Source organism: Methylocystis rosea SV97, from assembly GCF_000372845.1.
In the GTDB taxonomy this organism is placed as follows: domain Bacteria; phylum Pseudomonadota; class Alphaproteobacteria; order Rhizobiales; family Beijerinckiaceae; genus Methylocystis; species Methylocystis rosea.
Genome location: NZ_KB889963.1, coordinates 3,268,615 through 3,281,625 on the forward strand (window position 1 = coordinate 3,268,615; position 13,011 = coordinate 3,281,625).

Annotated in this window: 11 protein-coding genes; 5 read left to right on the plus strand and 6 right to left on the minus strand. The window is 65.1% G+C overall.

Features of this window, described 5'->3' with window-relative positions; translation table 11 throughout:
- The first annotated feature begins 24 nt into the window (after positions 1 to 24).
- Positions 25 to 522 carry a lytic transglycosylase domain-containing protein gene (locus tag A3OO_RS0117195; RefSeq protein ID WP_040573963.1) on the plus strand — a complete coding sequence of 166 codons (498 nt, stop codon included), beginning with the start codon at positions 25 to 27 and terminating at the stop codon, positions 520 to 522.
- A 12-nt stretch (positions 523 to 534) separates the two neighbouring features.
- Here the strand turns inward: A3OO_RS0117195 and lptA are convergent, their stop codons facing one another.
- The 3 genes from lptA to A3OO_RS0117210 form a co-directional block, all read right to left on the minus strand.
- Positions 535 to 1,065 carry a lipopolysaccharide transport periplasmic protein LptA gene (gene lptA, locus A3OO_RS0117200; RefSeq protein WP_018409094.1) on the minus strand — a complete coding sequence of 177 codons (531 nt, stop codon included), beginning with the start codon at positions 1,063 to 1,065 and terminating at the stop codon, positions 535 to 537.
- Positions 1,066 to 1,770 carry an LPS export ABC transporter periplasmic protein LptC gene (gene lptC, locus A3OO_RS0117205; protein ID WP_018409095.1) on the minus strand — a complete coding sequence of 235 codons (705 nt, stop codon included), beginning with the start codon at positions 1,768 to 1,770 and terminating at the stop codon, positions 1,066 to 1,068.
- A gap of 65 nt (positions 1,771 to 1,835) precedes the next feature.
- Positions 1,836 to 2,450 (minus strand): ribonuclease D, encoded by a 615-nt coding sequence (locus A3OO_RS0117210; RefSeq protein WP_018409096.1) that lies wholly within the window; start codon positions 2,448 to 2,450, stop codon positions 1,836 to 1,838.
- A 165-nt stretch (positions 2,451 to 2,615) separates the two neighbouring features.
- On the opposite strand from A3OO_RS0117210, the gene A3OO_RS0117215 reads away from it, so the two are divergent.
- Both A3OO_RS0117215 and A3OO_RS0117220 read left to right on the plus strand, forming a co-directional pair.
- Positions 2,616 to 2,816: a hypothetical protein gene (locus tag A3OO_RS0117215; protein ID WP_018409098.1), complete on the plus strand. Its 201-nt coding sequence runs from the start codon at positions 2,616 to 2,618 to the stop codon at positions 2,814 to 2,816.
- Positions 2,817 to 2,971: 155 nt separating this feature from the next.
- Positions 2,972 to 4,135 carry an AI-2E family transporter gene (locus tag A3OO_RS0117220; protein WP_040573964.1) on the plus strand — a complete coding sequence of 388 codons (1,164 nt, stop codon included), beginning with the start codon at positions 2,972 to 2,974 and terminating at the stop codon, positions 4,133 to 4,135.
- Here the strand turns inward: A3OO_RS0117220 and A3OO_RS0117225 are convergent.
- From A3OO_RS0117225 to A3OO_RS0117235, 3 genes are all read right to left on the minus strand, one after another.
- Complete coding sequence (locus A3OO_RS0117225; protein ID WP_026223099.1) at positions 4,103 to 5,278, minus strand: lytic murein transglycosylase; 1,176 nt, start codon at positions 5,276 to 5,278, stop codon at positions 4,103 to 4,105. The genes A3OO_RS0117220 and A3OO_RS0117225 overlap by 33 nt on opposite strands.
- A gap of 64 nt (positions 5,279 to 5,342) precedes the next feature.
- Positions 5,343 to 5,636 carry a hypothetical protein gene (locus A3OO_RS0117230; RefSeq protein WP_018409101.1) on the minus strand — a complete coding sequence of 98 codons (294 nt, stop codon included), beginning with the start codon at positions 5,634 to 5,636 and terminating at the stop codon, positions 5,343 to 5,345.
- A gap of 118 nt (positions 5,637 to 5,754) precedes the next feature.
- Positions 5,755 to 9,525 carry an SEL1-like repeat protein gene (locus A3OO_RS0117235; protein WP_018409102.1) on the minus strand — a complete coding sequence of 1,257 codons (3,771 nt, stop codon included), beginning with the start codon at positions 9,523 to 9,525 and terminating at the stop codon, positions 5,755 to 5,757.
- A gap of 279 nt (positions 9,526 to 9,804) precedes the next feature.
- On the opposite strand from A3OO_RS0117235, the gene A3OO_RS0117240 reads away from it, so the two are divergent.
- Together A3OO_RS0117240 and A3OO_RS0117245 are read left to right on the plus strand one after the other, a co-directional pair.
- Positions 9,805 to 11,598 carry an acyl-CoA dehydrogenase C-terminal domain-containing protein gene (locus A3OO_RS0117240; protein WP_026223100.1) on the plus strand — a complete coding sequence of 598 codons (1,794 nt, stop codon included), beginning with the start codon at positions 9,805 to 9,807 and terminating at the stop codon, positions 11,596 to 11,598.
- 68 nt (positions 11,599 to 11,666) lie between these two features.
- Positions 11,667 to 12,875 carry an acetyl-CoA C-acetyltransferase gene (locus A3OO_RS0117245; protein ID WP_018409104.1) on the plus strand — a complete coding sequence of 403 codons (1,209 nt, stop codon included), beginning with the start codon at positions 11,667 to 11,669 and terminating at the stop codon, positions 12,873 to 12,875.
- Positions 12,876 to 13,011 lie beyond the last annotated feature (136 nt).

Below are 13,011 nucleotides of genomic sequence, written 5' to 3' on the forward strand. Positions count from 1 at the left end.
TGGGCGGTCGACGAGGGATTTTTTATGAGACTATTCCGCCGGGCCGCTGCCTTTTTCGCCATCGGCGCTCTGCCGCTCGCGGGCTGTGCGCCGCAGGAGTCGCCCGTCGCGTCAGCCCCCGCCGCCTATGAAGAGGCCGCCAAGGCGACCGAGCTTACCGGCCAGGATGCGCTGCATGCGCGCATCTCCCATTACGCCCGCGTCTATGACATTCCGGAATCGCTCATTCATCGCTCGATCCGCCGCGAGAGCAATTACAATCCCAGCGCCCGGCACGGACCCTATTGGGGGTTGATGCAGATCCGCCACGACACGGCGCGGCACATGGGCTATCAGGGCCCGGCGAGCGGTCTTCTCGACGCCGACACCAATCTTGCTTTCGCGGTGCCGTATCTCGCCAACGCCTATAAGGTCAGCGGCGGCGATGAAGGCCGGGCGATCAGGCTCTACGCCGGCGGCTACTACTACGAAGCGAAGCGCAAGCGGATGCTCGACGAGCTGGTGACGTCCGCGTCCCACTAAGTCTCAAAAGACTTATTGGTTTTTCGGGGTGAAGGTGCTGCGCACCCGGCCCCCCTGGGCCGCGCCGCCCTGAACGGTCGCCATGCCGGTCGTCACGTCATAGACGAGCTTGTCGCCCTTCACGATGTTCTCGGCTTGGGTGAGCGTGACGTTGCCGGTAAGATAAACCTTGTTTTCGGCCTTGTCGTAGCTGCCCCGATCGCCTGTGCCGATCTGGTCCTTTGAAACCAGCGTCACCGGACCTTCGGCGTCGATATGTTTGACGCGGTCGTTGGTCGTCTCGGCGGGTTGTCCGGCGCCCTTTCCCTCGAGAAAAATGATGAGGCGCGAGGCCTTGAGCGTCGAGGGCCCATTCGTGACGATCACGCTGCCGGAGTAGATGAGCTTCTGCTCCTTCTCGAAATAATCGAGCTTGCCCGCGTCGATGTTGAGCGGATCCTTGGCGGAGGCGCCCGGCAGAATGCCGCCCGAGCGGCCCGCGGCGCTGGCCGGCGTCGCGGCGACGAGCGCAGCTAGGGAGAGAACGAAGAGGTGGCGGCGCATTTAATCCTTGATCGCTGCGCCCGAAGTTTGTGAAGGCGCATCACCCTCACCGTATAGCACCGAATGGACTCCGCCCGCGAAACTCGCGTGACGGTCCTTTTGGGAAAATGCGACAGACTGCGCGGTGACCTCGCCGCCGTCGATCTTCAACAGCACGGGCTTGTCGGACGTCATCACGCTGTCCTTGAAATCCATGACCGCCGACTCGAGCCGCATATCAAAGTTGTTGTCTTCGTGGATGTTGACCCCGCCGGTCATATCGGCCCGATCGGCTTTCCTGTTGTAGACGCCCTTCGCCGCCGACAGAATTATGGAATTGTCCTTGGCGTTCTCGACCCGGACCTCGAGCTGATCGAGTTCGAAGACATCGGGCTTCGCCAGATCCTGCGTGCCCACGAGCGCGCGCACCTCGTAGGGACGCCCGTCCTTGCGATAGCCGACGAGCTTGGGGCTCTCGATGACGATGCGGGATCCCTTGAGCGCGACGCGCGCGAGGCTCAGATCGGCGGGCAGAAAGCGCAGCGAGCTGATCAGAAGGCCGAGGCCGACGATTCCAACGACGCCGCCCGCCCCCCAAAGGATCCAGCGGCGCAGGTGCGCAACGCGCGTCGTGTGGCGCAGCGCCTCCGGAAAGGCGCTCTGGCGCGGCGCAACAAGGCCGCCCAGGCGATCGCGGGCGCTGGGCGCCGGCAAGACGTCGGTCATGACGTGATCATGAGGCGTGCAGGTGGCGAATTCGAGGCAAAGCCAAAGCCTCGATCGCCAGAGCCTTACTCATGGGCGAAAATATCCGTTTCCGGCCAGCCGGCGAGGTCGAGCCGGGCGCGGGCGGGAAGAAAGTCGAAACAGGCCTGCGCCAATTCGGCGCGGCCCTCACGGACCAGCATGGCGTCGAGCTTGTCCTTGAGCTGGTGCAGATAGAGGACGTCCGACGCCGCATAGGTCTGCTGCGCGTCGGAAAGAACCGTGGCGCCCCAGTCCGACGACTGCTGCTGCTTCGAAATCTCGACGCCAAGAAGCTCGCGCACGAGATCCTTCAGGCCATGCCGGTCCGTATAGGTGCGCGCGAGCTTGGAGGCGATCTTGGTGCAATAGACCGGCGCCGGAACGAAGCCGAAGGTCTTGGCCAATATGCCGATGTCGAAACGGGCGAAGTGGAAGAGCTTCAGAACGGCCGGATCGGCGAGCAGGCGCTCGAGATTTGGCGCGCGCGTCTGACCGCGCCCGAACTGGACAAGCTCGGCGTTCCCGTCGCCGAAGGAGAGCTGCGCCAGGCACAGACGGTCACGATGCGGATTAAGGCCCAGAGTCTCGGTGTCGATCGCGACAATGGCGCCAGCGCCGATCCCCTCGGGGAGATCGCCCTGGTGGAGGCGGATGGTCATGCGGCTCGAATCTTTCGATGTGGAGCGGACAGTCTATCGCAGAATGCGCAAGGCTTGTCGAAGCGCCGCGGGGGTCTGCGCCCGACGCGCTCGCCTGCGCGGCGAATTGTGCTAACTATTAGCTGGGCCCTGGTCGATGGACCTCCTGGCCCAGGGAGTAACCCCATGCGTTACATTCTTGCTTTGATTGTCGCTTGCGCAATTGCTGCGCCGCCCGCGTCCGCGGCGTCCTCAAAATCCACCGCCAAATCCGTTTCGGCCGCAAAATCGGACCAGGCGACAAAAACCGGCAAGCGCAATCGGCAGAACGCCGATCACAGCGGCGCCGGCGGCATCCATCCTTTGGTTGGAAGCGGCGACTATTAGGGCCGGTTGAACCCGCAGGGCTTCGGTTGGCCTTCGGACGGGGCTGCGGCCCGCCCGGAACCGACCCGCCCGATGACGCGCAAACTGCTCCTCTTGTCAGACGCCCGCCAAATCTTCACTCTATTGCGACGCAAAATCGCGAAGAGAGAACGCCGGTGAACGATCCGACCAATAGCCTCAACGGCTCCGACCGCCGCTTCAACACGCTGGTCATCGAACTGGCGATCCGGCTGTTCGCGATCGGCGCGCTGATCTACTGGACCTTCATCATCGTCCTGCCTTTCGCGGCGATTATTCTGTGGAGCGTCGTGCTTGCCGTGGCGCTCTATCCGATCTTTCGCATTGTGGCCGAAATATTGGGCGGCCGGCCGATCGCCGCCGCCATTTTGATGACGATCGCCGGCCTCGTGCTGATCATCGGGCCCGTCACCTGGATGGCCGTCGGCGCCATCGACCCCATCAAGGCGGTGATGGCGGGCATTGAAACCGGCGATATCGCCGTCCCGCCGCCGCCGCCGTCGATCAAGGATTGGCCGTTCATCGGCGAGCAGCTCTATTCCTTCTGGCTGCTGGCCTCGACCAATCTGCGCAGCGCCTTCACCCAAGTATTGCCGCAGCTGAAGCCCGCCGGGGAATTTTTGCTGGACATGGCGAAGAGCGCCGGCGCGGGCACGCTCAAATTTCTGGTCTCCGTCCTGCTCATGGGCTTCATTCTCGCCGCCGCGCCGCAAATGCTGGCAGGGGCGCGCGCGCTGTCGCGGCGGATCGATCCTTCGAGCGGCGAGAAATTCGTCGATCTCGCGGGCGCGACGATCAACGCGGTTTCGCGCGGCGTCATGGGCCTGTCGCTCTTGCAGGCCATCGTTGGCGGCGCCGGCATGTATCTCGCCGACGTGCCGGGCGCGAGCCTTTTGACTCTCGCCATCCTCGTCCTCGGCATTATTCAGATCGGGCCGTTGATCGTCGTCGCGCCCGTCATCTTCTGGGGGTGGACGACGTTAGCAACCGGGCCGGCGCTGGCGCTGACGGTCTGCATGCTCAGCGTCAATTACGTGGACAATGTGCTGAAGCCGTTCATTTTCGCGCATGGGCTGTCGACGCCGATACCGGTGATTTTCGTGGGCGTGATCGGCGGCGTTCTCGCGCATGGCATCGCCGGCCTGTTTGCAGGACCGGTCGTGCTCGCCGTCGTTTGGGAGCTGACGAAGGCGTGGATCGCCGACGACCTCAAATTGGTCAACGAAACGGCCGCCGAACCCGACTTCAACGTGGAGGCGCCGCCGGCGCTATCGTCCGCGCAAGGCGTTAAGAACCTTTAGGCCGGCGCGGCCATTGCGCTGCAAGCCGGCGCGCGACTGAAAATCGGCGATCGCCTCTTTGGTTTTGGTTCCGATCACACCATCGGAGTCGCCGACGTCGTAGCCGCTGCGGGTCAGAAGCGCTTGCAATTCGCGGCGCTCGGCGCGCGAGAGGCCCGGATCGTCTGTCGGCCATGGCGTTTGAATGCCCGGCCTTCCGCGCAGCCTGTCGGACAGGACGCAGATCGCCAACGCGTAAGATTCGGAGGCGTTATAGGCGTAGACCGCGTCGAAATTTTTCGTCACCAGGAACGCGGGTCCGTTCCGCCCCGCCGGCAGCAGCAGCGCCGCAGTTCCCTCGCCAAGGCCGCCGCCATCGAGGCGCGTCACGCCGCGCGACTGCCAGAAGCCCATCGATTGGCGGCCCTTGCGTCCGGAAGGTCCGGAATAGCCTTCCGGCAGACGCACTTCGAAGCCCCAGGGCATGCCGGCGCGCCAGCCGCTCTTGTGCAGATAATTCGCCGTCGAGCCGAGCGAGTCGGCCGCCGAGCTGGCGATATTGCGCCGCCCGTCGCCGTCGAAATCGACCGCCATGCCGAGAAAGGTCGACGGCATGAATTGCGTGTGGCCGAAAGCTCCCGCCCAGGAGCCGTAGAACTCCTCCGGCGCGATATCGCCGTGGTCGAGGACTTTGAGCGCGGCGATGAATTCCTTGCGCCAATAGTCGTTGCGACGCGGCGCTTCGCAGGCGAGCGTCGCGAGGCTCTGCACCACGGGGCGCTTTCCGAAGCTCTTGCCGAAGTCGGATTCGACGCCCCACACGGCGACGATGGTCGGAGCGTCCACACCGTAGCGGCCTTCCGCCGCGTGCAGCGCGCGGGAATGCTGATGCAGCATCACGCGCCCTTCCTCGACGCGCTCCTCGTCGACGAGCCCGGCGACATAGTCCCAGACGGGCGTCGTAAACTCCGGCTGCTTGTCCATGAAGCTGACGGCGTCGTTCGGGGCGAGCCCATTCGTCGCCGACGCGATGGTCTGCTGGCCGACGCCGGCGCTGGCCGCCGCCGAGCGCAGGCTGGAGAGGCAGCTCGACCATTCGGCGCGGGCGGGCGCGGCCGTGAGCATGAGCGCGGCAAGCGCCGCCAGAAGATGATGTGCCTTCATGCCACGAATTCTAGCGTAAGGACGCGGCTTTTTCATGAGCCGCATCGGTCGTGAAAAGACCGCGTCACTCGCAGACGCGACGCGGGCGGGAGCCGATCACCTCGCCATATTCGTCGAAGACCGGACGGCGCTCGACCCAGCACACCGGTGGCGGCGCCACATAGACGGGCGCAGGCGCATAGACCACGGGCGGCCCCGAGTTGGCGAGCGCCCCGCCGGTGATGGCGCCAAGCGCAAACCCGCCAATGCCCGCCGCAATGGCGGGGCCGGCTGAATCGGCGCGCGCTGGCGCAATCGGCGCCAGGGACGCCGCGCCGAGAGCCAAAGCCGCCGAAAGCGTCGCAATAGTTCTGCGCATCGTATTCTCCCAAGACGGGCGAGCCACATGTGCGCACGCGCTGCGCCGGCAAGCTCGCTCGATCGGACAATAGGAGCGATCCCGTAGACGAATCGTTAATGGCCCGCCAAGCGAAGCTTCAAAGCTGCGAGACCCGCGGCTTGCCGGAAGGCGACTTCGGCGCCGGCTTCACCGGGGTCTGCTCCCGTGCGCCCTCGCCGCCGCCCGTCCTGAGCGCCGGCGCGTCATTCGCCTCCGAGGTCGGAATTTTGGCGCGGAACGACGCGGCCATCGCCTTGGCCGCGGCAAGCTCCTTGGAATCGAGCCGGGCGCCGATTTCGTCGCGCTTTTTGGCCGCGTCGTCGTCGCCCTGGTCGGCTGCGGCGGAAAACCACACGTAGGATTGCTGCAGATCGCGGCTGATCCCAAGGCCCCGAGCGTAGAGGATGCCGAGATTGAACTGGCTGTCACGGATGCCGTATTCGGCCGCCCGACGGAACCACTCGGCAGCGGCGGCGTAATCCGGCTTGCCGTCGCCGCCCTCGGCGAGAAGCACGGCAACATTATGCATGGCGCGGGCGTTGCCGGACTCGGCCGCGCGCTCGTACCACTGCCTGGCGCGGGCGTAGTCGCGCGCGACCCCAACGCCCCTCTCATACATCGAACCCAGCCGGTATTGGGCGAGCGCCAGGCCCATTTCGGCTGCCTTTTCAAACCAATGCGCGGCCGCCTTGGCGTCGCGCGCGGCGCCGCGTCCCTCAACAAGACGCGCGCCCATTTCGTACTGGGCGGCCGGATTGCCCTCGACGGCGAGGCGCTCGATCGTCGCCAAGGCGTCGCCGGGCGACAGCGGCGGCGCCTCGATCGTTCCGGTGGGGGTCGGATCGATGTTCTGCTGCGCGACGACGGGTCGCGCGACCGGCGCCGCCGGCGCCGCGCCAGAGGGAAGTTCTTTGGTCGGGCGTTGGGCGACCGCCGGCGACGAGGCGCTGTTAGAGGCGAGACGCTTTTCCGGCGACAAAGCCGGCCGAACCGCCTTGGCTGGCGCCTTCGCCTCCTGCTGTCTGAGCGACGGCCCGAGCGTCAAGCCGCCCTGCCCCTCCAAGCGCGCGATCTGATAGGCGCCGATCAGCAGCATGACCGCGCCAATGCCTAAGAGCAGCGGACGCTTGCGGTCTTGGATGAGGGCGCTGAAATTGACGACGGCGGCGCCCGGCGGCTTTTCCTGAGCCTGTCCCGCGTGGCGCGCCGCTTCGGCCGACTGAGCGTCAGCCTCGGCCGCAGGCGTTTGCGCGGCGCGGCGCGCGGCGGCGATGAAGTCCGACTGAATCGAGTTGCGATGCGCGGCCTGATCGGCGTCCGATCCTGGCGGCGCAATGAAAGGCTCGCGCCGTTCCACGACGCTCTCGCCGACCGGCAGCAGGAACTCCATCGGATCGACCGGCGCCAAGGCTTCGCCGTCAGCATCTGAGGCGTCAGCGGCGGCCGGCGCGCCGAGACGCTCGCGCGTATCATCGCCGCAAAGGTCGACACCGAGTTCTGCTTCGGTCGACCGCACCGCGACGCCGCGGTTCTCGGTCAATTCGTCATCGACCACGCCCAGCCGTTTGACGACGCGCTCGAGCGTTTGATGGACCGCCGTCAGCGTCTCATTCGTGCGTTGACCGCTCGCGTCTTGCGTCCTGAGCAATTCGTTCAATTCGCGCTGCACAGCGACGCGCACGGCCGCCGGCTGAACGCCCGCCGCATCGCGGAGAACCTCCGTGGCGGCCCGGCGCACCGCCGCCTCCGCCGCCTGCGTCGTTGCGGACCGCGTGTCCTCCAGGCGCGCGAAAAGATCGTTGATCTTCGACTCAAAGCCGATGAGCGCGCCGCTCCCCGCGTCGATCCGTTCGAGCCGCTGCGCCAGGGCGCCGATCTGAGTTTCAAGCGACTTGAGCGCGCCGTCATCGGCCGCGGGATCAGCCGACTGTTTCATGCGGTCGGCGAGCGACCCGACGAGAGCCGCCAACTCGCCCTCTCGTTTCTCGACGCTCCCGCTCTCTTCGACCCGCTGCGCGAATGCGGCGTGCATCCGGTCGAGGCGCTCGACGATTTCGTCGAGCCGAGCGTTCTGTTCGCCAAACCGCGGCGCTGAGAATGGATCGTCGAGCCGGTCGATCTTGAACGAGAGCTGCGCGAGCTGACGCTCGACCGCCTGCAAATCGAGATCTCGCGCGTCGGCGGCGAACGCGGCGTCCATTTTTCTGTCGAGGCCGCGCACCAAATTCTCGAGCGCGGCGAAATGTTCGGAATCGCCGACGGCCCCGGGGTTTTCCAACCGCGCGGCGATCGTCTGTCGTAGCTCATCGATGCGCTGGGCGAGATCGGCGAACTGACGCTCGGCGTTCTGTTCGGCAAGCATGGCCTCGATGCGCGCGAGCGATTCTGTCGACGCGCTGTCCTCGACGCGGGACTCGAACTGATCGAACCTGCGGCCGATCTCCTCGAACGCCGAGGCGTGACTGTCGCCGTCCAGCGCCGTATCGATTTTCTTGGCGAGCGTTGTGATGAGCGCTTCGAGGGGGGCCATGTTCGCGGCGCCGCGATCGATGCGCTGAGCCAGCGTCTTGCCGAGTTCGTCGATGCGCTCGCCGATTTCATCGAATCGCGCCGCCGCCGTTTGTTCGACGACGACGTCAAGCTTGCGCGCGAGCCGCTCCAGCCGCTTATTGAAGGTCTCCAGCCCCTTCCCGGTTTCCGCCGCGACGATGGAGCGGATCGCCTTGACCACTTCGCCGAGATCCGCGCCGGACGCGCCACGTGAAAGCGCCAGCGCGTCGACTCGCTGCGTGACGTCGATGATACGTGTTTCGATCCTCTCAAGCGGCAGCGGGCGCGCCATAAGCGCCGTCAGCTGTTCCTTGATCTCATGAGTTTCACGCGCGAGGTCGCGCACAGCGGAAGCGTTCGCAACGTCTCCATTCTGCAGCTTCTCCAGCCTGAAGCCGATCGTTTCGACGTCGGCGCGCAGGTTGCGCACGATGGGCGTGGGATCGAGATCTTCGATCACGGCGCGCAGTTCGCCGATAATTCTTTCGGCAGGCGCGAGCGTCTCGTCTGGAACGCCGCGGCCGCGTTGCGACTCGATGCCCTGGCGGAGATCGCCCATCGCCGTTTCGATCGCGGCGACCGATGCGCGCGGCGCAAGTTCGCCTATGGCTTGCGCCATATCCTGGAGTTCGCGACGGACGTTTTCGATTTGTCGCATCATCACAAGCTGCTGGTCGCCTCGCTCGGCGGCGTCCTCGCGAAAGCTGTCTAAACCCTGCGTGACGGAATCGATCGAGCGCTGCAGCGCCTCAAAGCGCGATCCGGACGCGTTCTCAGATCCGCCGAGGGCGTCGTCGCGCGCGCGTGGGCGCTGCGCGATTTTTGCGAACGCTTCCAGAATTGGCCGGGCGGCCGCATCCGCGCTGCGCGCGTCGCGCCCACTATCCGGGGAGCTGGCGTTCCGCGAGCCGGCTAAGGCGCCCGATGTCACCGCTGGCTTCGCTACGCGCCCGCGCGCCGTATTGTCGTCCAGGCGTCCTGCAATATCGGCGAGATGCTGATCAAGGCCGCGCAGCGTCTTCTCGACGTCGGCGCCGCGATGTTCGCCCGCTAGCCGCGCGAGCCGCGCTTCCAGCTCCGCTAGCGCGCTGCGAATCGGCCGCGCATTCGCGGCCGGCTGCTCGCCGAGCTGGCTCTCGATACGGCTTTTGGAGAGCGCGGCGATCGACCGCCAGATGGAGTCTTCGTCGACGCCACGGTTCTCGTCGCGTGGCTCTTCCACATTGGGAAGATTTCCCCCCCGATATCCGGTCTCGCGCTTATCTTCGGGCGACTCGGAATTCGGACGACCCTGATCAGGAAATTGCGCCTTGGTCATGTGGCTGTCCGGCGGGACCGACCCGTGGAAATTGTGACAAAAACGCGGTGGAACACGCGAATCGCGCGCTACTGTCGGCGCGGGCCGCCGACCGCCGTGACTTTCCGTCGATCGCAGTAAAGAAGCCGTTAAGAAACGGCTCTAAAGACCCGTCGCGTTCACGATTGTCACACATCGGCTCGCTTGCGCCCGCGCCGGCGCCTCTCTACCTATGACGCAGCCCGAGAGAATCGCGGCGCGACGGCTCGGCGCCAAGCGCCGGCTTGCAAGGAGGCGTTGATGCCGAGCTACAAGGCGCCTGTAGACGACACCCTCTTCCTGCTAAATGATGTCTTGAATTTTCAGCGCTTCGGCAATCTGCCAGGCTTCGCGGACGTGACGCCGGACGTCCTGTCGCAAATCCTCCTGGAGGGGGGAAAGATCTGCGAGGAGGCGCTCGCGCCGCTCAACCAGATTGGCGACGAAAAGGGCTGCAAGCGCCACGACGACGCCTCCGTCTCCACCCCGCCGGGTTTCAAGGAGGCGCATGACGCTTTCGCTCAAGGAGGCTGGATCAGTCTCGCCGTGCCCGAGGAATATGGCGGCCAGGGCCTGCCCTATACGCTCGCCATGGCGATGAACGAGTTCGCCTCCTCGGCGAATATGTCCTTCGCCATGTATCCGGGTCTGACCCAAGGCGCGCTCGCCGCCCTGCTGCGCCATGGCGACGACGAGCAGAAGAAACTTTATGTGCCGAAGATGGCCGAAGGCCGCTGGTCGGGCACGATGAATTTGACCGAACCGCAATGCGGCACCGATCTTGGACTGCTGACGACCAAGGCGTCGCCGCGCGGCGACGGCTCCTATTCGATCACCGGGCAAAAAATCTTCATCTCCGCCGGCGAGCACGATCTGACCGAAAACATCGTGCATCTCGTGCTCGCGCGCATCGAGGGCGCGCCCGCGGGCGTGAAAGGCATCTCGCTCTTCGTCGTGCCGAAGTTTTTGGTCGACGGCGACGGCGCGCTTGGACCGCGCAACGGCGTCAGCTGCGGCTCCATCGAAGAAAAGATGGGCATCCACGGCAACGCCACCTGCGTCATGAATTACGACGGCGCGCAAGGCTTTCTCGTCGGCGAAGCCAATCGCGGACTGAACGCCATGTTTGTGATGATGAACGAGGCGCGGCTCGGCGTGGCCATGCAGGGCCTCGCCCAATCCGAGGTCGCCTACCAGAACGCGGCGCAATACGCCAAGGAGCGTCTGCAGGGCCGCGCGCTCTCTGGTCCGAAAGACCCCGGCAAGCCGGCCGACCCGATCATCGTGCATCCGGACGTGCGGCGGATGCTGCTCGAGATGAAGGCCTTCAACGAAGCGGCGCGCGGCTTCGCGCTTTCGGCCGCGCTCGACAGCGACATCGCGCACCGATCGGATGACGCGGCCTCGCGCCAGGCGGCGGAAGACCGCCTCGGCCTGTTGACGCCCGTGCTCAAGGGCGTGCTCACCGACATCGGCTTCGAAAACACCGTCAAGGCCCAGCAGGTGCTCGGCGGACACGGTTATATTCGCGAATGGGGCATGGAACAGTTCGTGCGCGATGCGCGCATCAGCATGATCTACGAGGGCGCCAATGGCATCCAGGCGCTCGACCTCGTCGGCCGCAAGCTGCCGCGCGACGGCGGCCGCGCGATCATGGCCTATTTCAAGGACACGACGGAGCTGTTGGCGCCGCTCGCTTCGGACGAAGCGATGAAGTCCTTCGCCACGCCCGTGAAGGCGGCGCTCGATGATCTCCAAAAGGCGACGATGTGGCTGATGCAGAACGCCATGACGAAGCCCGACAACGCCGGCGCCGCTTCTTACGACTATATGCATCTCTTCGGCCGCGTCGCGCTCGGCGTGATGTGGGTGAAGATCGCGCAGGCGGCGATAGAGAAAAAGGCGCAGGAGCCTGAGCGGGCCGAGCTGATGGATGCGAAGCTGTTGACCGCGCGCTTCTACATGGAACGCATGCTGCCTGAAACACGCCTGCGCCTGACGCGCATTTCAACCGGCGCCGACACGATGATGTCGCTCGCCGAGGAGATGTTTTAAGGGGCGCCCTCCTTCTCCCGCAAGCGGGAGAGGGACGCGCTGGAAAGATTCGAGAAGAGGAACGCTTCATGCCAGACGCTTTTATCTATGACGCCGTTCGCACGCCGCGCGGTCGCGGCAAGCCGGACGGCTCGCTGCATGAGGTCTCGTCGCTCGGCCTCGCCGTCACGGCGCTGCAAGCGGTCAGGGAGCGCAACAAGCTCGAAGGTCCCGAAATCGACGACGTGATCCTCGGCTGCGTCGATCCGGTGGGCGAAGCCGGCGGCGACATCGCCCGCGCCGCGGCGATTTCATCGGGCTACTCCTACAAAGTGCCCGGCGTGCAGATCAACCGCTTCTGCGCGTCCGGATTGGATTCGGTGAATTTCGCCGCCGGCGAAATCATGTCGGGCCAGCATGATCTTGCGATCGGCGGCGGCGTCGAGAGCATGAGCCGCGTCGGCATCGGCGCGTCGGGCGGCGCCTGGCCCGTCGATCCGACGATCGCCATTCCCTCCTACTTCATGCCGCAGGGCGTGTCGGCCGATCTCATCGCGACAAAATACGGCTTCTCGCGCGATGACGTCGACGCCTACGCCGTCGAATCGCAAAAGCGCGCGGCCAAGGCGTGGGAAGAAGGCCGCTTCAAACATTCGATCGTGCCGGTGAAGGACGTCAACGGCATCACCCTGCTGGACCGCGACGAACATATGCGGCCGGGAACCGATATGCAGTCGCTCGCGGCGCTAAAGCCGTCCTTCGCCTTTTACGCGGAACAGGGCGGCTTCGACGCGGTGGCGATTCAGGCGCATCCGGAAGTCGAGAAATTGAATTACGTGCACCATGCGGGCAATTCTTCAGGCATCGTCGACGGCGCGGCGGCGGTGCTCGTCGGCTCGAAAGAGGCTGGCGAGAAACACGGATTGAAGCCGCGCGTGAAGATACGCGCCTACGCCAATATCGGCTCGGACCCGGCGCTGATGCTGACCGGCCCTGTCGATGTGACGAAAAAAGTGCTGCATCGCGCCGGCATGACCGTCGACGACATTGATCTGTTCGAAGTGAACGAAGCCTTCGCCGCCGTCGTGCTGCGCTATCTCGAAGCCTTCGACCTCGATCCCGCGAAGGTCAATGTCAATGGCGGCGCCATCGCCATGGGTCACCCGCTCGGCGCGACGGGCGCCATGCTGATGGGAATCGCGATCGACGAATTGGAGCGCACGGGAAAATCAACCGCGCTCGTGACGCTCTGCATCGGCGCCGGCATGGGCACGGCGACGATCGTGGAGCGGGTGTGAATATGCAACGTTTCCTCGCCCTTCGAGACGCGAGCTTCGCTCGCTCCTCAGGGTGAGGCAACGTTATGAACCTCATCCTGAGGAGCCCGCGCAGCGGGCGTCTCGAAGGACGAGGTTCAATACAGCGCAAAATCTT

What these genes read in the sequence shown, in the direction of transcription:
- A3OO_RS0117245 (WP_018409104.1), top strand. Translation starts at nt 11,667, where the DNA reads ATGCCAGACGCTTTTATCTATGACGCCGTTCGCACGCCGCGCGGTCGC.
- A3OO_RS0117225 (WP_026223099.1), bottom strand. Translation starts at nt 5,278, where the DNA reads ATGAAGGCACATCATCTTCTGGCGGCGCTTGCCGCGCTCATGCTCACG.
- lptC (WP_018409095.1), bottom strand. Translation starts at nt 1,770, where the DNA reads ATGACCGACGTCTTGCCGGCGCCCAGCGCCCGCGATCGCCTGGGCGGC.
- A3OO_RS0117240 (WP_026223100.1), top strand. Translation starts at nt 9,805, where the DNA reads ATGCCGAGCTACAAGGCGCCTGTAGACGACACCCTCTTCCTGCTAAAT.
- A3OO_RS0117195 (WP_040573963.1), top strand. Translation starts at nt 25, where the DNA reads ATGAGACTATTCCGCCGGGCCGCTGCCTTTTTCGCCATCGGCGCTCTG.
- A3OO_RS0117210 (WP_018409096.1), bottom strand. Translation starts at nt 2,450, where the DNA reads ATGACCATCCGCCTCCACCAGGGCGATCTCCCCGAGGGGATCGGCGCT.
- A3OO_RS0117215 (WP_018409098.1), top strand. Translation starts at nt 2,616, where the DNA reads ATGCGTTACATTCTTGCTTTGATTGTCGCTTGCGCAATTGCTGCGCCG.
- A3OO_RS0117235 (WP_018409102.1), bottom strand. Translation starts at nt 9,525, where the DNA reads ATGACCAAGGCGCAATTTCCTGATCAGGGTCGTCCGAATTCCGAGTCG.
- A3OO_RS0117230 (WP_018409101.1), bottom strand. Translation starts at nt 5,636, where the DNA reads ATGCGCAGAACTATTGCGACGCTTTCGGCGGCTTTGGCTCTCGGCGCG.
- lptA (WP_018409094.1), bottom strand. Translation starts at nt 1,065, where the DNA reads ATGCGCCGCCACCTCTTCGTTCTCTCCCTAGCTGCGCTCGTCGCCGCG.